Source organism: Microcystis sp. M015S2 (assembly GCF_020245945.1).
Classification (GTDB): Bacteria; Cyanobacteriota; Cyanobacteriia; order Cyanobacteriales; family Microcystaceae; genus Microcystis.
Window position 1 is genome coordinate 23,434 of the sequence record NZ_JADBTX010000110.1, and the last position, 19,907, is coordinate 43,340.

17 protein-coding genes are annotated in these 19,907 nt (G+C 41.5%); 4 read left to right on the forward strand and 13 right to left on the reverse strand.

Annotated elements, in window-relative coordinates:
* Positions 1-37 precede the first annotated feature (37 nt).
* The 4 genes from cax to IM473_RS18795 all read right to left on the reverse strand — a co-directional run bounded on the left by cax (position 38) and on the right by IM473_RS18795 (position 3,345).
* A complete protein-coding gene (gene cax / locus IM473_RS18780) occupies positions 38-1,123 on the reverse strand; it encodes a calcium/proton exchanger (protein WP_287658064.1) in 1,086 nt (361 codons plus the stop codon).
* Complete coding sequence (locus tag IM473_RS18785) at positions 1,120-1,581, reverse strand: cupredoxin domain-containing protein (protein ID WP_190719633.1); 462 nt, start codon at positions 1,579-1,581, stop codon at positions 1,120-1,122. Before IM473_RS18785 ends, cax begins: the two co-directional genes overlap by 4 nt.
* A gap of 251 nt (positions 1,582-1,832) precedes the next feature.
* On the reverse strand, positions 1,833-2,141 hold the full coding sequence (locus tag IM473_RS18790; RefSeq protein ID WP_002757875.1) for a DUF6679 family protein: 309 nt from the start codon (positions 2,139-2,141) through the stop codon (positions 1,833-1,835).
* Positions 2,142-2,493: 352 nt separating this feature from the next.
* Positions 2,494-3,345 (reverse strand): alpha/beta fold hydrolase, encoded by an 852-nt coding sequence (locus IM473_RS18795; RefSeq protein WP_287658065.1) that lies wholly within the window; start codon positions 3,343-3,345, stop codon positions 2,494-2,496.
* A 231-nt stretch (positions 3,346-3,576) separates the two neighbouring features.
* Here IM473_RS18795 and IM473_RS18800 point away from each other — a divergent pair, with 231 nt between their 5' ends.
* Both IM473_RS18800 and IM473_RS18805 read left to right on the forward strand, forming a co-directional pair.
* A complete protein-coding gene (locus IM473_RS18800) occupies positions 3,577-4,029 on the forward strand; it encodes a hypothetical protein (protein WP_287658078.1) in 453 nt (150 codons plus the stop codon).
* A 192-nt stretch (positions 4,030-4,221) separates the two neighbouring features.
* Entirely contained in the window at positions 4,222-4,494 is a 273-nt protein-coding gene (locus tag IM473_RS18805; RefSeq protein ID WP_287658066.1) for a lipopolysaccharide assembly protein LapA domain-containing protein, read from the forward strand.
* 272 nt (positions 4,495-4,766) lie between these two features.
* Here the strand turns inward: IM473_RS18805 and cmr6 are convergent, their stop codons facing one another.
* From cmr6 to cas10, 6 genes are all read right to left on the reverse strand, one after another.
* A complete protein-coding gene (gene cmr6 / locus IM473_RS18810) occupies positions 4,767-6,710 on the reverse strand; it encodes a type III-B CRISPR module RAMP protein Cmr6 (RefSeq protein WP_287658067.1) in 1,944 nt (647 codons plus the stop codon).
* 63 nt (positions 6,711-6,773) lie between these two features.
* Positions 6,774-7,163, reverse strand: coding sequence for a hypothetical protein (locus IM473_RS18815; protein WP_287658068.1), 390 nt, complete (start codon positions 7,161-7,163; stop codon positions 6,774-6,776).
* 20 nt (positions 7,164-7,183) lie between these two features.
* Positions 7,184-7,747, reverse strand: a complete 564-nt coding sequence (locus tag IM473_RS18820) for a Uma2 family endonuclease (RefSeq protein WP_287658069.1) — start codon at positions 7,745-7,747, stop codon at positions 7,184-7,186.
* A 9-nt stretch (positions 7,748-7,756) separates the two neighbouring features.
* A complete protein-coding gene (cmr4, locus tag IM473_RS18825; protein WP_287658070.1) occupies positions 7,757-8,536 on the reverse strand; it encodes a type III-B CRISPR module RAMP protein Cmr4 in 780 nt (259 codons plus the stop codon).
* Between the two features lie 442 nt (positions 8,537-8,978).
* Positions 8,979-10,106 (reverse strand): type III-B CRISPR module-associated Cmr3 family protein, encoded by a 1,128-nt coding sequence (locus tag IM473_RS18830; RefSeq protein WP_287658071.1) that lies wholly within the window; start codon positions 10,104-10,106, stop codon positions 8,979-8,981.
* Positions 10,079-13,117 carry a type III-B CRISPR-associated protein Cas10/Cmr2 gene (gene cas10 / locus IM473_RS18835; protein WP_287658072.1) on the reverse strand — a complete coding sequence of 1,013 codons (3,039 nt, stop codon included), beginning with the start codon at positions 13,115-13,117 and terminating at the stop codon, positions 10,079-10,081. The genes IM473_RS18830 and cas10 overlap by 28 nt, the downstream gene beginning before the upstream one ends.
* 885 nt (positions 13,118-14,002) lie before the next feature.
* On the opposite strand from cas10, the gene IM473_RS18840 reads away from it, so the two are divergent.
* Entirely contained in the window at positions 14,003-15,022 is a 1,020-nt protein-coding gene (locus IM473_RS18840) for a methyltransferase (protein WP_287658073.1), read from the forward strand.
* Positions 15,023-15,072: 50 nt separating this feature from the next.
* On the opposite strand, the gene IM473_RS18845 is transcribed toward IM473_RS18840, so the two are convergent.
* Together IM473_RS18845 and IM473_RS18850 are read right to left on the reverse strand one after the other, a co-directional pair.
* Entirely contained in the window at positions 15,073-16,506 is a 1,434-nt protein-coding gene (locus IM473_RS18845) for a phosphoglucomutase/phosphomannomutase family protein (protein WP_287658074.1), read from the reverse strand.
* A 67-nt stretch (positions 16,507-16,573) separates the two neighbouring features.
* Positions 16,574-16,918: a hypothetical protein gene (locus IM473_RS18850; protein WP_287658075.1), complete on the reverse strand. Its 345-nt coding sequence runs from the start codon at positions 16,916-16,918 to the stop codon at positions 16,574-16,576.
* 457 nt (positions 16,919-17,375) lie between these two features.
* On the opposite strand from IM473_RS18850, the gene IM473_RS18855 reads away from it, so the two are divergent.
* Complete coding sequence (locus tag IM473_RS18855) at positions 17,376-18,209, forward strand: photosystem II manganese-stabilizing polypeptide (protein ID WP_194013966.1); 834 nt, start codon at positions 17,376-17,378, stop codon at positions 18,207-18,209.
* A gap of 463 nt (positions 18,210-18,672) precedes the next feature.
* Here the strand turns inward: IM473_RS18855 and IM473_RS18860 are convergent, their stop codons facing one another.
* Positions 18,673-19,809, reverse strand: coding sequence for a type I restriction endonuclease (locus IM473_RS18860; RefSeq protein ID WP_287658076.1), 1,137 nt, complete (start codon positions 19,807-19,809; stop codon positions 18,673-18,675).
* Positions 19,810-19,907: the final 98 nt, after the last annotated feature.

The window sequence follows — 19,907 nt, forward strand, 5'->3', positions numbered from 1 at the left end:
CAGAAATCTCAGAAAATACCTAAATCTCTTTTTTTTGCTAGGTGGGATGGTAATAAAAAGCCACTGCCAAGATTAAATAGGTGGCTAGTAATAAGGTTCCATCTAACCAATTGGAACGACCGGTAAAGCTGATTAAATTAGTGACAATCACCGCTACAATTAAAGCGACAACGTTAAAGGGATTAAAATTTAAATCCATCGGTTGCTGCCAAAATTGACCGATAAAAACTAATAAAGGTGCCACGAATAAAGCCACCAATAAACTATCACCCATCGCCACGGAAACCGTTAAATCCATCTGATTTTTTAGGGCTAATTGAGTGACGGTAACTATTCCAGAAACATCGCTAATTAAAGGAATGAAAATCACCCCGATAAAGAGAGGAGTGAGATTAAATCCTTCCATCACCGATTCCACTACATTAACAAATAAATCCGACTCATAAGCTACAGCTACAGTGGAAGTAAGCAGCACAAGTAACCAAATCCAGACTTGAGCTTTTTCTTCCTCACTAACCTGATTGTCGGGGGTATTTTCGTTACTTAATCCCACTTCGTAGAGATAGCTATGGGTTTTGAGGGAAAATAATAAAGTTAACCCATAAACTATTAATAAAACCGTGGCGGTGACTAGGGAAAGACGGAGAATATCGGCAACTTCCACCACCTTAGAAGTATATATTACCAAAGTTGGTAAAGCGATCGCTATTACTGCTAAAGTCATGGAAGAACCATTTACCCGCGCTAAAATCGGTTTAAATTCTTGCTCTTTGTAGCGAATTCCTCCCGTGAGCATTCCCATGCCCATAAATAATAATAAATCGCTGAGAATACTGCCGGTAATACTGGCTTGTACGATGTCCACCAAGCCTTTTTTTAGGGCAATTAAGGCAATAACTAAAGTGGTAGTATTGCCGAAGATAGCATTAACTAATCCTCCCAAAGTTGGCCCGGTGACTACGGCAACTCTTTCCACAGCCGTACTTAACCAAATTGACAGGGGAATGATCGATAAAGCGGCAGTGATAAAAATAGCTTGATCTCCCCAATTAAGACGACCAGCGACCACCGATAGAGGAATAAATAATAGGAAAGCAAAGGAGACAATTTTTCTTAAATTCATGGGTTATTAATGGCGATTTCCCCCACCATTCCCGCTTCGGCATGACCTGGAATAGTACAGATTAATTTATACTTACCGGTTTTGAGAGGAACTATTACCCATTCTGCCTGTGCATTAGGTTTTAATTCTAGTTCGTGAATCGCCCCTTTAATCTCCACTTTTCCCGCTTCAACTTTCTGGGTCCAACTAGCATCGGCGAAGTCTTTAGCGGTAAAATAATGTTTAGTGGGACTGGGATTATCGAGAATTAATTTGTATTTTTGTCCGGCAATAAAGTCTAATTGACTAGGAAAGAATTTTAATTCTCCTTGCCCGGAGCCTAGACTAATTTTAACTTCTAGAGGGGCGGAGCCGGCGAAGGCCGGAAAAGTCACTAACCAACAACTAATTAAAACTATTACTACTGCCACAAATTTTTGATAGATATACTTGGCAGCGAAGTAGGGATTAGAATTCATTTTGCTCCTCCAGCTTATAATAGAGAAAATCTGGCGGCTTTTAAGTAGCTAGACACAATCAATTACACATATCTAACTACTTCTTGCCTTTTGCCTATCCTAACCAAGAAATTAATTTTGCACGACTACTTAGGATAACTTTACAACAAGTGGTGATTCTGACCGGCTCTCTTCCCTTCTATCCCTTAAAAGTCCCTTGGCCATGGTTAAAACCTCGGGACTTCTAGCCACTGTCATTTAAATCGACAAAACTAATCTAAGCTATCGGGAGAATGGGGATAAAGTTGTTCTGCTTCCGGACAATCTTCCGAGACATTAATATCAGGATTCGTCCGCGACACCGAGGCCAGTTTTCTGCTCACCGCACCAATACTTTCTAAACGCACCATTTCTTCCCAAGAAGAAATTTCGTCTTCTTCTTCTGTTTCGTAGCGAATGGTGACGAGATCGCTTTCTAGATCGACAATACGAGCATTATCAATCCATCTTTGCTGATCGCGCAAGAAAATGCAGACTTCCTGACCATCCATACAGAATTGATAAATCTTGCGGTGTAACATAAATTGCTCCTAAACAGCTTCTTTTGTTGAATTCAACTAACGGGAAGTGACAAAATGCCAATCTCAGCAATAGCTCAAAAATTCCCGTGGATAACACAAAAGGGAGAAAAATTCCGCTAGTAGTGGCAAGAATGGGTAAGAAAAGTCAGGTTTCCGGTTTGGGGCTACGTTCTTCAAAGACATCGATTCGATTAATAGACGGCCTCGGCGATCACTAAAAAATCGCCCTTATAGAGTCATTGTTACATAAATTTTCACTTCATAACAGTATCTGTGGATGGAATGGGGTGATGGGGTGATGGGGTGATGGGGTGATGGGGGAATTTCAACTAAAACCTCAACACTTAACCCCCTAACACCGATGCTGATTTAAAATAGCCATCATCTTTTGGGCCACCGCTGCTGTTTGTTCGAGCATGGCAAAATGACCACAACCGGATAACTCAATCACGTTGCCGCCAGTTTCAAACAAAGGATGAAAACTGGCCAGATGGTTAACGTACTTAACTTCCATAATCGTATCCTCTTTCCCCGCCAGAAAATAGACCGGCTGCGGGAGACGGGAGACAATCTGGGGTAAAAGATGAACTTCGCTGATAGTGGTGGTTTCCAAAAGTGACCCCAGGGCCGCTTGGTAATCGGCCCGGACAAAATCAATCACTCGCTGTTTGCCCCATTTTTTACTTAGGGTTTGCTTGACCATCATCCGCGAGAATAAAACATCAATCAAGGGAACACGGGGCAACCAAGGCGGTCTTCTCTGTAAAATCTGTCTTCCGGCTTCCCGAAATCGCTCAAATTCCTCCTTTAGATAGATGCCACCGCCGGCATTCATACAGATTACCCCTTTAATGCGTTCAGGACAGATATCCGCGGCCCACAAAGCAACACTACCACCGAGGGAATGACCAACTAACCAAGCAGCATCGAGGTTTAAGCGGTTAAGAAGGGTAATAACGTCTTGGGAGTAGGATTCAAGGTTATAACTGCTAGGAGGACTGTTAGAGGTGATTTTTTGGGAGTCGCCAAAGCCCCGGAGATCATAAACTAGACAGGGATAATCCGGGGAGAGAATATCTACCAAAGGCTGCCAGTAGTGACGACTCAGCAGCCAACCGTGTATAAAGACTAAAACCGGTTTATCCGCTCGGGGCGAAAATAACTCGTAACTGTGGGATACTCCCGATATGTCGATGGTAGGCATATAATCAATCTCAACCTAAGTTAAACCGTTGATAGGGGTTACTAGGGAAACTTCTAGAGAAAAATCGGTGTATTTAGCCTTGTTTACGGAGCAGAATCAGGGAAGCTTAGGATATTCCCTGATAGCTGATCAATCAATGCTATAGACAATTTCAAAAGCTTCTACTTTAAGTATAAAACACTGGGGATACCTCCCTAAAATAGGATGAAAACCCTAGACCAAGATTTATCTATGAAATGCGATCGCTTTTTGACTCTTTCCCTAGTGTTAAGTCTGGGATTAGTTTTTCCCCCTTCTTTACCCGCTCAAAATCCCCCCGCTACCACCTTTCAACCGGGTCCTTGGCAACCTGTTGCTAGGGTGAATATGAGTCGTCCCGTGCAGATCAAAATTATCAATCAAACCGATATTGACCTCAATTATGACCTATCGGCCAATATTAATTCCTCTCCCCAATTATTATCTCCAGGTGCGGAGACAACCCTAAGAGGTTTGGTAATTCCAGCATATATTCTGATTAATCGGGCTAATGCCGCCGCGGATCGCTATTCTTCTAGTTTAATCTATGCCGTAGAGGTCAATGATGATAATTTAGTCACGATTACTGTCACCAAAGTTCCGGGGAGTACCCCCGGTTATACCACCTTTAACATCAATCAACAGGGTGCTATTTATATTTACTAGCTCTAGCTTAGGGCGATCAGGCCACAATTATATTATCGCGATCGAGATTTATTCGAGATCGATCGACAATTGTAACGTTTTAGTCAATTAACGGTAATTTCCGCCCCACGGAGGTTAAATTAATAGGGGTATAACTCGTAAATTAGCCTACAAAAGGTTAAAAAATCTCCTACAAACCTGGCGAGGACAAGCATGAATACAATCACTAATTTTTTAGCTAGTGCTATTGTCGGTGGTTGGATTATGACTATGGCAGTTTTTGCTATCCAAAATATCCAACCAGTTTCTTTAAAGTTTCTACAATTTGAGTCAATTAAAGTACCCATCGGCATTTTATTGGCTTTTTCTTTGGGAATAGGATTTTTTATCGCCGCAATTATTCCCGCTTTTTTCAGAAAGTCGAAAAAATCTCCTCGCAGTCGCTTTTCTCCCCCAGAATCGGGTTTAGACGAGTTTGATTTTTAAATAGGACTGGCTGAATAAAATTAGAATTCAGTCCAGTTAAAGGTTTCAATCCCTTTTTTCTCAAACAGGTGCAAGGTTAGGCTGTTCGTAATTTAAATTGCTTGTTGAGACGAGGCAAGAGGCAAAAGGCAACAGTAAAGGGATTGGGGGAGGTTCGGCTAATCTAAGAATAAGCGGGTTAAATGCGTCTTAGCTTATAATACCAAATCCATTTTTAATAGTCTGGTTAACTCCCAAGCGAACTTTAAAAACCCACTTCCCACAGCCTAGGATTATAAAGGGAAGATTTGAGCGAAATTTTCAGCAATAGTTTTAGCTTTCAATTCACTGACGAAATTTTTACGAGGAGCTACCGTCGCTCCGAATACAGTAACTATCTGGTAATTTCCTAAATCAGCAATCCACACGGGAGAAGGTTTAGCTCCACCACTGACTTTACCACAGAGATTACCATCATATTCTCTTTGACCATTTTTACCGGTAATTTTCAAAGTATCACTGTGAAGAATCGCTAAAGCATGGGGTTTACCTCTTTGTTCATTTCCTGCACAGACAAAAATTTGACAGTTACTATCGGCCGCATCAATCCATTGATTTTGTGAAACTTGATCTACTGTTCTGAGATTATTAGTATTGATATTGGTTTCACTAATTTTATCCAAAATACCATAAAAATCTTGCAATCTTTGCTGAAATTGTTGTTTAAACCCCTGCACATCCTTGGCAATTGCCCAAAAATCTTCTTCACTGTCAATATACAATGTCGAACCACGAAACCAGGGGGCGTATTCACGAGTTTTGCGAGAATAATTAGGTCGTCTTGCACCTTGACCAATACCACCCATATCAGCTAAAAACCAAAGCAAATATTTAGCTAATTTTTTAACATCTTCTTGTTTATCTTTTGGGGTTTCAGAAGATAAAGATAAGACTAAAGTTCCCCGTTGTTCACCACAAGGATCATTTTTACCCTGAGCATTGGTTCGAGGTTCTTTTTGGGTAACTTTACCCTCAAGAATATTCACTTGTAGATAACCGTATTTTTTAGGATTAATACCTCCAAATAATTCAGATTCAATCTCTTGAACTTCGTTAATAGGTAAAACTCCAGAGGCCAAAACACGAAACCAGTATCGCATCATCGATTTAAAGGCTGTCGGACGAACTTCTGCAACGGGTGCGCTCCGCATTTGCCATTCATTGCGTCGGTGATTCCATTGCCATTGGGTGAATCGTTGATAACCATGAATTAATTGACCTTCTAGCTCAAAATTTAATCGATAAAAACTCGAATCGTTGTCATTTTTATTATTATCAGGATGAATATTATCATCAATTGGCTTTAATTCACCGTAACCACTATTTACCTGTGAACCTATGCCAAGCTGTAGCCCTTTATTAAGCCATTGTCTTACCTGTTCAAGTATCTTTTTATCCTCACAGTTACTAGCTAGACGTAAACCAATTAAAAAAGTTGGTTCTTTGAGAGAGAAAAAAGGATTAGGGTTAGGAGAATATTCCATAGAATCATCTTTCCATGACCAAATATTATTAGCCATGTCCATTTCTAACCCCCCGTTTTTAGAAGGTAAAGGATAGGCATCGAAAAAGACAACTTTACCCGTTTTATTTTTTTTCTCTTTGGCGTTTATATCGCCAAAATAGAGAGTGGTTTTTTCCACAGCTTCTTTCCATTCCAGATTATTTTCCGCCATGATTTCTCGGATGGCTTGGTTTCTGGCAACACCGCGCAATGTACTAGATGGAATATAGGGCATTCCGAGGGCATCAAAGGCAGGTAAAAGAATACTTTCCGGTCCACGATGACCACCGACACGAATACGCCAGGTGGATTTGACTTGAAAAGTGATTCCGTCTTTCGCTAACAGTTGGGTACGTTGATTGAGTTGGTCAAGACGCTGAGTGTAGTTAGCATTTTCTTGGGCTGTTTGCAGAATTTGGGTTTTAGTCGCATCTTTGTGTGGATAGTCGGCAGCACGCATCCAACGGAGATATTCGACAAAACTGGCTGATTGGTCGGGTTGAGGTTCCTTTTCGGCGTTTAACCAGGGTGAGGGTTGAGGAGGATTATTATTGCCGCCGCCGCCACTAGGAGGCTTTTTGGGGGGTTGGTGGTTATTTTGCTGCTGTATAGCCGGATTTTTTAGGGTGGGTTTTTGGGGGCGATTAGGGGGTGGTAAGGGGCTATGGGACATAATAATTATAATTTCCTTTCTGGTTGAATGAATGATCAAAACTGTGGTGATAATTTATCTGAGCTAGTCGCCACTTTCCACATCGGAATAGATGGCGTTAGCCCAGAAGCTAAATTCTTGGGCGATTTCCAAGCCTAAACCCGTTAGACCCAGATAATCATCGGTAGATAAATCTTTGAGAGTAGTTAATCCTTGAGAATTAGAAAGATTATTTATTTGAGATAACTTTTCTAGGCATTGAAAATACTTTTTAACCACCTGTTTTTTTCCTTCTTGATTTAGGGTAGTTTCCTCAGCTTTTAGGCGCATCATTCCCCAAGTCGAAAGATAGGTATAAAGTTCAAGAGCTTGTTTTTTTTGTTCTTTGCGGCGACTATCATCACCAGTATTTAAATATAATTCTTGTAAAGCATTGAACACGGGATTGCTAATCGTTCTAGGGTCGAATGTCACGGTTATTTTGGCTCCAAAAGTTAAAAAATATTCCCTGACCAAAGGGCATCAAGAGAAATGATAATATCGGGAAATGCGGCGGCAGATAAAGTTCCTGTAGTAAATTTTTCTTGATATTGATAATCAGAATTTATCAGTTGACGGAAAATATAAATCTCTAGATTTTTGATAGTAACTACCCAATATTCTGTAATACCAGCTTGGGCATAGATGCGTTTTTTATCGGTTAAGTCTTTACTAAGAGTTAAGTCAGAAATTTCGATTAACCAAAAAATTTCATCGGCATGGGGATGATGATCTCGATAGCGAGAACGAGGGGGAAAAACTATAGCGATGTCGGGTTCAGGTTCTGAGTTTTCTAGGGTAATGAGTCCAACTTCTCTTACCCATGCTTTATCCTTGAGACGTTGACGGAGAAAATTAGCTAATCCTTCTCCACTATCTTTGTGTAAAGGGACTTCTGGACTCATTTCGAGAATATCTCCATTCAGTAATTCTACACGCCGATCGATTAAAATTCTCGCCGAAATCATGCGATGATAATCGACCACTGACCATTTAGCTAGGGCAAGATTATCAGTCATAAATTACCTCTACAATTGTTGCACAAAACCGCGTCCTAAACTTTCCTGCCCACCGATTTGAATAATGTCATTGTTTGCTAATAACCGTTTAAAATCAGCTTGGGATTTTTGTTTGGTTTGATTAGCTTGAGAGGTGACACCCCAAGGAAAATACATTAAGGTATCGGGGGGAATAGCTTCTTCATAACGAAGTCCACCATCGACGGATTTATGCTCATCTAATTTAATTTTAACTTGTCGCCATAAACTCATTTGAATGAGAGTCGTGCAATGCTGATCGGGTAATACTAAGACTTGATTAATGCCACTGCTGACAGAGTTTTGGGGAATAAAACTTGACCAAGTTGACCAGTCTTTTAGATCATTATCCTTGAGAATGGCATCCTTGAGATAGACGTTCCTGTTAGCTCTTTTAAAACTACAGCTATATTCGGGGGGAATTGTCAGACGAGGATTAGTTAATCTTGTCCAACGACGGAGAAGTAAAGGCGAAGTGATCCAGACGACACCGTGACTTAGAGAAGAGATGGGCAACCAGAGAATCGAGCCATCTCCTATCCAGATGTCTCCCTGTACCAAGTTTTCTGCATCTCGATCGATTTCATTACCGAATAACTTAAATTTTAGGGTTTCTTCGGTAGCTAAAGAACGGATTTTCCCGCGAATCGTACTGGAGGGAACATAGGGTAAAGTGGTATGGGATTCACGAGCAATACCGACTAGATTCCCTTCTTGAGTCATCCCTCCGGTGTGTAGGGGAGAAAGTAGATAGAAGTGAATTAAGTTCATGATTAATTAACCTGAGTTCAGGATAAGGAAAAGGACGGTTAGTAAGCTGAAAGTAACCTAAAATTCCGATAACCTGTCCTAATATTTAGTTTAGATGCTTTATTTGATCCTGTAGATGATTTCTGTCACCAGTTTGAAGGGCATTGGCCCCAGAAGTTATGGCATCATGGAGTAATCAAACGAGTAAGGGCAAAAAGTCGGCTCGCTTATTCTTTGTTTGATCAGTTTAACTTAACTATAGAAGCGATCAATCTTTGTGTCCTCTGTCTCTGGAGTGGTTCCTTCCACTCCAGAGACAGCAAGACTGTATCTTAGAATACATTTTACCCACCAAACCTAAGAGAGCTAAAAGTCTCTGTTTAAGTGAGATAATGACCATTTTGATTGCTTGTCATCAAAATCATTAACGCAATTTTCAGCACTTCTATCTCGATCCTGTAGGTTAACTATTCTCCTTATAGTTTATCCAAAGTAATTCTGAGTAGCCTAATTTGCGCCAGCGTTGGTGATATTCGGGACTATTGGGCTGATCTTGAAATAGGCGATCAGGTTGATTTAAATAGTATTGACTACCGGCGGGGGCCGCGAAGACTTGGGGGGCGGGAATGCTAGTATTTTCTTTTGATTGAATGCGGCAACTGATGGGGATAGCTCGAGCGGTTGCGACACTGACTAGATTGCCCGGTTTCTGATTACTATTAACAGTATGGGCGAGTTTCCATTCCCAGGGCCAAGAGCGACAAATGGCTTGATTATTATCGTGACGGCGTTCAAAAATACCGGGGGTAACGAGATAAGCGATCGCTTTTTTTCTTTGTTTAAAGTTCTCCTCAGATTGTTGTTTTAATTGTTGCCATTGTTGACCTAAATCATCACATTTTTCCAGCATAACTCGGTGTCCTTCTCCTCCTAACCGTAAAGTTGTGGGAGTGGGAATATTAACATCGATTCCGATCGCTATACTCCAACCAGGTAGCATTCGGACCGCTTTTTCCACAAAGTATCCATCGGCATCTTTTACCCGTTTGCTTCCCGGTTTTATGGCGTTATGGGAACGAATTTCTTCTCGCCAGGGTTTATCTTCTCCTTCGTGCTTGACTAACCACGGAGAGGGATCGATCGCTCCTGTTTTTAAATAATCGAGAATAACTTCAAAAGGTAGATACTGACGATATTTACTTTCGTTCTCTTCTTCCTCTTGATTTTCTCGATTTTGGCAATTTTTGCGAAGTTCAGTCTTAGCTAAAGGGGCGGGTTTCAATCGATCCCAAAATATATGGTTTTCTGAAATCGTTAAATTATCACTCCAAGAAATAGGAATTAATGGATCAGAATTGGCGAATCCTAAAGGACGGGGTAGATATAAAGTATCTCCAGCAAAAGATAGGAATGGACCGGTGATTCTAAAATAGCCATTTTTAGAGCGATCCAGTAAAGCACTTAAAGCCCCGGCGATCGTGTAACTGTTGGGGGGAAATGTACTTCCCACCCAGGCTGTTTCCTTGGAGCTAAAGGGTTTCGCATCGCGGAGGAGAAGAACATCTAGGGGAGTGATTGTGTACCAATACATGACAGTGAATCTCCAATCTTAATCTCTCTTTTTCGAGTCATAAAAGCTGCTAGTTTAAGCCAATTGTTGATAGCTTCATTAAGAACTTCTGGTGTGTTTTCTGTAGTTTGCCAAAGGCTATCTAGAAAGTTGACAAGTTCTTTTTGAATCTTCTCTGTTTGTTTTTCTGATAAGTTCTCCCGACGGCTACAGAAGGCTTTTGTCCATGGAAAAATCGCTTCTTGTACTGGTGCGGGATGTTGTTCCCAAATTGTAGCAGCTTGTTCAAAGATCCTGGCATCTAAATTCAATTCTAAGAGTTTTTGCCATTGATAAAAAACATCAAACTTAGCCGTAGATTTTAGAATGTTTCCGTTGCCGTAGAGAACGCGCACTTGTACAGCGTCTTTTTTGACTTTTTTGCCGTCAAAGCCTTTATAGGCGTGTTCCTTGGCTTTTTTCTCAGCTTCCCAGAGATTTTCTAGGGCGATAGCAAGGGGTACAGAATGATGAGCGATGACAATACCGAAACTGATAGTCGCCCGCTTTCCCATAGTAAATAGGGGACGTTTGGAGAGATTTTCGGGAGGTTTTTCGCCTTCCCATTGCCAATAGTCACCAGCGTTATTAAATTCGCCATGGGGGTCTTTTTCTCCCTTAAAACATTGGCGGATATCCCATAACCATTTGTCCCATTCCCAGAGATTAGTATAGGCAAGAATATTATCACCGCTACCATAGATTAAGCGTCCAGCATAACGCTGTTCGGTGAGGTAGGGAACGAGTTGATTAGAGAAGTCTAAAAGGGCGCGACTGAGGGCGCTATGGGTAGATGGTCCCATGGGTTTATCGAGGGTGACAAAATCGGCAAAAGCTTTTTGCACTTCTTTTTCTAGGGTATCGGTTTCGGTCGGGGGATGATCGGCGTATTGATGAAGTGACTTAGGGATATATTCTCGATAGGGTTTCATTTTTTGGCCTTTTAACCATTCCCCCATTCCGTCACCATCTCCTGCGGCGATAACATACCAATCAGCCGGGTTATTGTTGGGATAGTTTTGGTCAATTAATTGGCTTAATTGATGGCGATAATTAGCCACTTCTTCATCGGCAATCTCTAGTTCTTCTACTAACCATCCCGCATTAAGAAATCGAGGGTGATAACGTTTATATTCCGGTTCGATGTGATCGTCAATGTAAGGGATTCCCCACGGTTGGGTAAGTGCTGAGGGAATATTTTTACCGTCTTTTCTTAGCTTACGGGAGATGGTGCGACAAACTCGATGGAAATAGTCTATATCACCACCTGTTTTGAGATAACCGGCGACTCCCACAGTTAAATCGGGATAAGCGGCATCTAGACGCTTTTGGTCGCTATTTTTTAAAAGTTTTGGCAGGATTAGGTGTAATCCACGTTTAACGGTTTCGGTGGCGTTGAGTTGTTCGATACCATCGAATAATCCGGCATTTCGTTGCCAATATTGTTGTGTTTGACCTTCAGTTATCCAATCGTTGTTACCATCGGGATGGACGACGGGTCCGAGTCCAGAAATGGTAGAACGGGGACCGAAAGCGGTGGGAATCTGCCAATCGCGGGCATTTTTGACGGCAGCAAGGGCAGAAAGGTTTTGCTCGACAGCACTACTCCACCAAGAACCAACATTAGAGCTAAAAGGATATTTTTGGCAATTCTGAAGACGTAATTCTCCGGCTTTTTGCAGAAATTCCTGCTCTTTTTCTAAAAATAGAGCTTTTTTATCGTAGAGATTATAAAGTTCGTTTTGTTTATCTGGCCAGCTTTGCGCTTTTTCTGGGGCTTCGGCTTGATTTTCGTCGATATTTTCGTTTTCTTTGTAAATTTCGCCACTGATGAGGGGTTGGTCTTCTCTACCGATGGGAACCCCCACATAATAGGTTTGCCATTGGGCATTTAACCAACTGTCCCAGGTACGACTATTTTCTCTTAATTTGGGCATCCAGTGACGTTCTGCCAATTCCTCGAAAACTTGCCGACTAATTTCTTTCCATTGTTTTAATAGGCTAGATTTGGCGGTTTGCATAGCCGCCGCGACTTTATCTTTGGGCAAGACGAGGATAATAATGTGGGGAAATCCGGCGGTTAGTAATTGTTGATCGCCCGGTGGGTCGATCCAGGAGCTAAAATCGGGGTATTTTTCTAATAACCATTGATCGATTAAGGGTTGTGCGTAGAGAGAGGGATAGATCAAACTATCGGGGCCGTATTGTTGGGCGAGTTGCCAGCAGACTTTAGCGGATAAATAGTGCAGAATCCAAGAACCTGCCCAAAAATCGCCCATTTTGCGGCTGGCTTTGATTAGTTCTTGGACTGGGGAAAAGCTGAAACTAACGAGATAAGGGTGAGATAATTGTTTTCCTGTCGGCCATTTATTGACCACATCTTCGGAGGTGAGATCATATCCCGCTAGAGTCCCGGCAATGGCCGCCGTTAAACTAGCATGACTCCAGATCGATCCGTCCGGTATTCTGGTTTCGGCGGGCATTAGGAGCAGATTTTCGTCATCGAGTAATTTCGCCGCTGCTTGGGGAAGACAGCGCCATAACCACCAAAATAGTTCTTTAGCTTCGTTTTCTGAGATTCCTGTGCGTAGTCTGGCGGGAATTTGGTTAAATAGTCGGTTTTCTTGTTCTTTTAAGTAATCCGTGCGGTTAAAAGCGATTTTCTGATGAGTTGTGTTAGCTAATTTGAGATCTAAGGGTTCTCCAGAGAGGAGATGACGCAATTCTAGACCTGTTTGTTGATCGTAGTTAACGAATTGGGTTAAACTAGAGATCGCCGCTCGATCACTGGCCGAGGTGATATAGTCAGCTAGTTTGATTTGTTTAAGAATTTTTTTAGTCGATTCTTCGGGGTTATATTTTCCCCACAACTTCATTACTTCTAAATCTCTCCAAAAGCTGTCACCACCCCGTCCTGAGTTGCTATGCAGTGCTTTCAAGACGGGATCTCGTAGCAATCCCCAGATTTTCGCTTGCCAGTATCCCAGGGCCACAAACGCCTCAACTTTTTGCCGACTGATCTTCTCGTTATACTTAATATGCCCCAGTAATCCTTGAAGATAACAGGGTATTTAAAAGATTTTTAGTAAAAGGCTTCAAAAGCTTATCCTGTCTGAGTTTCTGCTAATATAGATTTTTTTCTATGATTATTATATTTGGATAGTTTTTTGTCTATGCAAACTCTGTATCCGGTAAAATCCCTCGACATACCACAGGCTGGAGATTTTAGCGGTTTATATGGCTGATTTACCGAAAAATTGGGTTTAAAGCCTCGCCCTTTTAGGGCGACTTTATAGGATGATTGAATAGAAACTTGACAAGATATTTATAGTAATGTTACATTAACCCCATCTCTATACTCACTGAAGAAATTAGTTGAATGGAAACAAATGGATTCTCCCGACTTCAAGTTTTCAACTGCCCGACTCTCTGCTTGTGCTTAGAAATTAGTTGAATGGAAAGATAAGGTCGAGGGCGAACCGCTATTTACAGGCTTTTCTCTCTACTCGCACTTAGAAATTAATTGAATGGAAAATTATTGTAGGGCTAATTCATGAATTAGCCCTACAATTCAATTAAAGCCATTTTCCTATCTCTACTCGCGCTTAGAAATTAATTGAATGGAAACATTTGTCAGGTTAATTCATGAATTAACCTCTCTACTTGCGTTTAGAAATTAATTGAATGGAAACACGCTTTAAATTTTGGATTGAAATTTTGTGTTTATCTCTCTACTTGCGCTTAGACATTAGCTGAATCTCCCCCAATCCCTTTCCTGTTGACTCTTGCAAAAGTGCCTCATTTCAATAGGCAATTTAAATGCGCGGGCAGCTTATTCTATATGGTAATGTTTAATTTTATTCCCACAAAAGTTGCTTATGTCCTTACCTGAACTCCCTCTTCATCTTCAATTAACCCAAATGGTTTCGGGTTACTGGCTATCTCAGGCCATCTATGCTGCGGCTAAATTAAGTCTAGCCGAGCATTTAAGCAAAGGAGCGAAATCTTGTCAAGAATTGGCCTCCCTAACTGAGACTAACCCTGCTGCTTTATACCGACTGATGAGAGCATTAGCTAGTGTAGGAATTTTTCAAGAAACTGAATCTCAACAGTTTATACTAACTCCCTTAGCCGAACATTTATCTAGTGACCATCCCCGGTCAGTAAAAGCGACAGCGATTATGTTAGGAGAAGCCCCCCATTATCAAGCCTGGGGAAATGTGTTACATAGTATTAAAACGGGACAACCATCCTTTGATGATGTCTTTGGGATGGGGGTCTTTGAATATTTTCAAACTCATCCGCTAGATGCAGAGATTTTTGAACAGTCGATGAATAGTTTTTCTTTTTCGGAGGAGAAGGCTATTTTAGCTGTGTATAATTTCTCGGAATTTCAAACCCTAGTAGATGTAGGTGGGGGATACGGTGAGATGTTGGGGACAATCTTAGAGCAATATCCCCACCTCAAAGGGATTCTTTTTGATGAAGAATATGTAATTTCCCATTGTCAACCGACTTTAGAAAAACACGGCATTCTCAATCGTTGTCAACCCGTTGGCGGTAATTTTTTTGAATCCGTACCATCGGGAGGAGATGGCTATTTATTAAAACATATTATTCATGATTGGGATGATCGACGAGCGATTGCTATTTTGAAAAACTGTTGTCAAGCTTTAGATAGCAATGGGAAAGTTTTAGTCTTGGAAATGGTTGTTCCTTCGGGTAATAATCCTTCGGCCGCTAAAATGTTAGACCTAAATATGTTAGTTATGTGTCCGGGAGGTAAAGAAAGAACCGCAGAAGAATTTGAGGAATTGTTGAGTCAAGCGGGATTAAAATTAAATCGCATTATTCCGACTCAAGAGGATATTTGCATTATTGAATGCGTTAAAAAATAATAGAATAGAAAACGGGTTTATTCAAGAAACCCGTTTTCTATTAGTTAAGTTTAGATATAGGTAGCCCAAGATTTTGCCCAGGCAAGAATTTCATGAACTCGATCGAGGGTTGAAGATTCACAGTAGAGACGCAAAACCGGTTCTGTACCACTAAAGCGAATTAACAACCAACTGCCATCTTCTAAACGGAATTTATAACCGTCTATAGGATTACAATCAGTCACTTGTTTACCGGCAATTTCCCTTAAGGGTTCCTGATCCAAAGCAGTAATTAACTGATCGCGAGCTTCCATATTAGCTAGGGGTAAATCAATGCGATCATACTGAGAATAAAAACCAGTTTTATCCTGTAATTGCGCGTAAAGATCGCTTAAATCTTGGCCCGATTCTACCACCGCTTCCAAAACGTATAAAGCTGATAATAAAGCATCCCGTTCGGGAATGTGAGTACCATAACCGACACCTCCCGACTCTTCCCCACCAATTAACACAGGAGTGGTCAACATTCGATCGGCGATATACTTATAACCGATCGGGGTTTCAAAGACCGATAAACCGTATAAACTGGCTAATTTGGGGATTAAATCGGAACCGCTCACCGTTTTCACAATTTCCCCTCTCATTCCCTTTTTGCCGGCTAAATGCTCGATTAAAATCGGGATGAGATTTTGGGTGCTTAAAAAATTCCCCCGACCATCGATCGCCGCCACTCGATCGCTATCCCCATCGAAGACCAAACCTACTCGCAAAGGGGCTAAATTGGCGCTGTGAGCCAGTTTATCGATGATTTCCGTCAAATTTCTCGGTAAAGGTTCCGGAGAGCCGCCACCGAACAAAGGATCGCGATTGCCGCGTAATTCCGTGATCCCCACCCCTAAAAGACGCTCTAAACCGGTAGCCGCCGCACCGTGCATGACATCGGAATAAACTTTTAGTTGTCCCGATTCGATCGCGTTGGCAATAGCGGCAATATTAACTTTTTGGCGTAAACCCTGACAATAACCTGACCATGGCTCAAAAGTGCTTAATTTACCGGCAGCTGCCTTAAATTGCGGCGGATTAGACAATAAAGCTTCAATTTGTTGGGTAATTTCCGGCGAGACAGAACCACCAAAATAACCTTTAACCTTCAAACCGAGATATTTAGCCGGGTTATGACTGGCGGTTAAGACGATCGCACCGAGAGCATTTTCTGAGCGAGCTGCCCAACTAAAAGCGGGAGTGGGAGCGTAGGATTGGGAGAGAAGCACATCAAAACCGGCTTTTTGAAGCGATTCCGCCGCAGTTTGAGCAAAATCCTCCGCCATAAACCGCCGATCATAGCCGACGATCATCGTCCGCGAACCCGTGATCTGACCATAATTATCGGCTAAAACCTGAGCCGCCAAGGGAGCGAGCAGAGCGACTCGATCAAAAGTAAAATCGGCGGCGATAATCCCGCGCCAGCCATCGGTTCCAAATTTAATCGGGTTCACGGTGGTCATGATTTACGAACTACCCCTAAAAATCCATTTTCCCAATACTGTAACCCGCTCCGTAACCTCTGGAAACTCATTTTTCTCGATCATCGGTTTTTGCCGCCGAATCGAGCGTGCCGACTTCACTGGCTAATAATTTTTCCATTAACATTTGTAACTTCATCCGTTCTATATAGGGCCATCCCCCGGTTTCCTCGATATCCCGGAGTAATCCGTATAAGTCCTTACGAGTATTGGGTAAAGATGGCTCGAACATCTGCTCGCGAATTTGCCGATGTAAATTTTCTAAAGTTCGCAGCAACATTAACAAACCGTTACAATCTCCCTGTTGTTCTTCGGCGATCGCTGTCACCGTCGTTACAAGGGAATGCAGTTGGCTATCTAATTGGCTATTATCTCCCGGCAATCGGCTATTCATCGAAATTTCTGCATCTGAAAACAGTCACACCAATCATATCAGTCATCAGCTATGAGTTACTTAGAGCCTTCTGACTTGAAAGATGCTGTGGGGTGTGGGGAAGTGGGGAAGTGGGGAAGTGGGGTGTAGGGTGTGGGGTGTGGGGTGTGGGGTGTGGGGAAGGAAACCTCTTTCATCTGTGGTGGTGAAAATTTTTTCATCGGGACTGACTCCTAAGCTAAGACGTATTTAAACTGCTTATTCTTCGATTAGCCGAATCTCCTCCAATCTCTTTACTGTTGCCTATTGCCTATTGCCTATTGCCTGCTGTTTCCCGTCTCCTGTCCCCCATCTTCTCAATGGTCACGGATCTTTGATAAACTGAGTTTCGATGAATTGGCCCGACCGATTCGATAATTCATCAGGCTATGGATCAAGGGTAGTAATTGTAAAGATTGACAAAGAGAGGTTGACATAGATGAGATTTCGTGCCTTGTTAGTTGCCTTTTTAGCCTTGTGCTTGGGGGTGTTGACAGCTTGTAGCGACGCGCCTAGTGCCGTCCTGAATAGAAACGAGCTAACCTATGATGAAATTTTAAACACGGGATTAGCTAACAAATGTCCGCAGATTTCCGAGTTCACCCGGGGTACTCTCCCCTTAGAACGCGGCGAAAGTTATGTGGTGACAGATTTATGCTTGGAACCCCAAGAATATTTTGTCAAGGGTGAACCCATTAATAAGCGGGAAGCGGCCACTTTTATCCCGGGTAAACTCTTAACCAGAGATACCACCAGTTTAGAACAGATGACAGCGAGCTTAACCGTAGGTGAAGACGGTGTTTTAACCCTCAAGGAAGAAGACGGTATCGATTTCCAACCCATTACCGTACAATTACCCGGAGGTGAAAGAGTTCCCCTCTTCTTTACCATTAAAGGTTTCACCGGCAAAACCGAAGCCGGCTTTAACTCGATTAACAGTTCCACCGATTTTGAAGGCGACTTTAAAGTTCCCTCCTATCGTGGCGCTGGTTTCTTGGATCCCAAGGGTCGGGGTGTGGTGACGGGTTATGATAATGCTGTCGCTTTACCCGCTAGTGCTGATAGTCAAGATTTCCAGCGTGCTAACGTCAAAGCGACGGAACTGGGTAAAGGTACTATGTCTTTACAGGTAACTAAAGTTGACGCTTCTACCGGCGAGTTTGCTGGTGTTTTTGAAAGTGAACAGCCTTCCGACACCGATTTAGGCGCAAAAGATGCTGAAGAAGTGAAAATTCGCGGCATTTTCTACGGTCGTCTCGAAGCTCGTGCCTAATTAATAAATTCAGAGTTTCTGGAAATTAAGGCGAATTTCTCCCCAGAGAAGTTCGCTTTTTTTCTAAGCTTTGACACAATTAAGTTATACCAAATCCGGTTATCAAAGACTGATTATTTATTCCCCCTTTTGCATGAGTGCCTTTTGCCTATCCTGATATGTAGCCTATACTCAACGGATTTAGTATAATACCATTTCTCTAAATGAAAACTACACATCGAATTTAAGTCACCCTTTTTAAGGGGGATTTAGGGGGATTAAACTTCTGTAGTCAGACTTTGGAGAATTGGTATAACTCCCCAAGTTTTCAGCAGATAAATATAATTATATCAACTCCATTTTGAGTAGTTGTTTCAGGAAAGTTAAGAGATTTTGTAGTGATGGTATTTGTGTTGAAGTTTGCTCGCTAATCCACCAATCATCAGAAATATTGCGGTCATTAAAGAGATAGGGGATAATTATTTTAGATACTTTCTGTTTTTTCTGACTTGCTTTTATAAGTATCTTGAGTCAGATAGCGGATGCGAGATTTCAGAAATTCAGCGACTCCATAAATTTCATCAAGACTGTCTATATTTGTGGTTGCTTCTTTACCAGTTTCGACATTATCGGGAATACTGATTGATTTCTTACCAGTTCTTTCATGGAAGCGCAGACGACAGACTGTTTTAGTTACTTTTCCATCTAAGTTGATACCAAAATAACTTCTAGTGTCTTTGAATTGAATGCGTGCGGTATTGATTTCTTCGCGTAGAATTGATTTAATAATGTAAAATCCTTCCAATTCTTCGGGGGTCGTATTAATTTTATCTTCCCCTGTTTCTTCTGGTGGAGTATCTTCTGCTGCTGATGTATCAGGAGTATTTGTTTCAGGTTCTTTTCCTAAAACTTCCTCAAATTTTTCTTTGATGATATCATTGATATACTCTTTGAGAGAACGCTTAATAATTTCTGTGAATTTGTCGACAACCGATGCAGTTTTCACCCCAGAATACACATGACTAACAAAAAACTTAACAAATTCGGGGGAAGGATCATTTAATTGCTGGGCAATCACTTTTTTAACTTCTTTTGTGTGCAATAAATTGCGAGCAACCTCTTCTAGTTCGTCAGAATTAAAGCTAGATTTAGAAAATCGTTTTAATTCGTTAACAGAAGAGTCGTCAAAGTCGAGAATGTTAAACTCAAAAAATGGCTTATCGTCCATGATATTATCCTTGACGATATCCGTATAAAACCGATAGATAATCCCATTAGTTAAAACTCCAAAGTTAGCTCCAGTTGCGTTAAAATATCGATGCAGTTGGGAACTATGTTTAGGATGCTCAAGATTTTGATGACAACTTTTACATTCCATCAAAATAATTGGTTGATTGTCCAAACAAATAGCATAATCTACTTTTTCCCCTTTTAATCCAGTTAAATCGGCACTATATTCGGGGTGAACTTCCATGGGATTGAACACATCGTAACCCCATGCTTGCAAAAAAGGCATAATAAAAGCTGTTTTGGTTGCCTGTTCGTTTTGGATTTGAGAACGAGAGGTTTCAACTTTTTGGGCTGACAGGGGGACAAGCAAGCTGAAAAGCTTATGTAGCATGGAATACAGACACAGACTCCCAAAAAAGATAAGTCATATTTACTATATATGACCTAAATAACGAAAATGATAAGTGAACTATACCAGAAAGTCTTAGA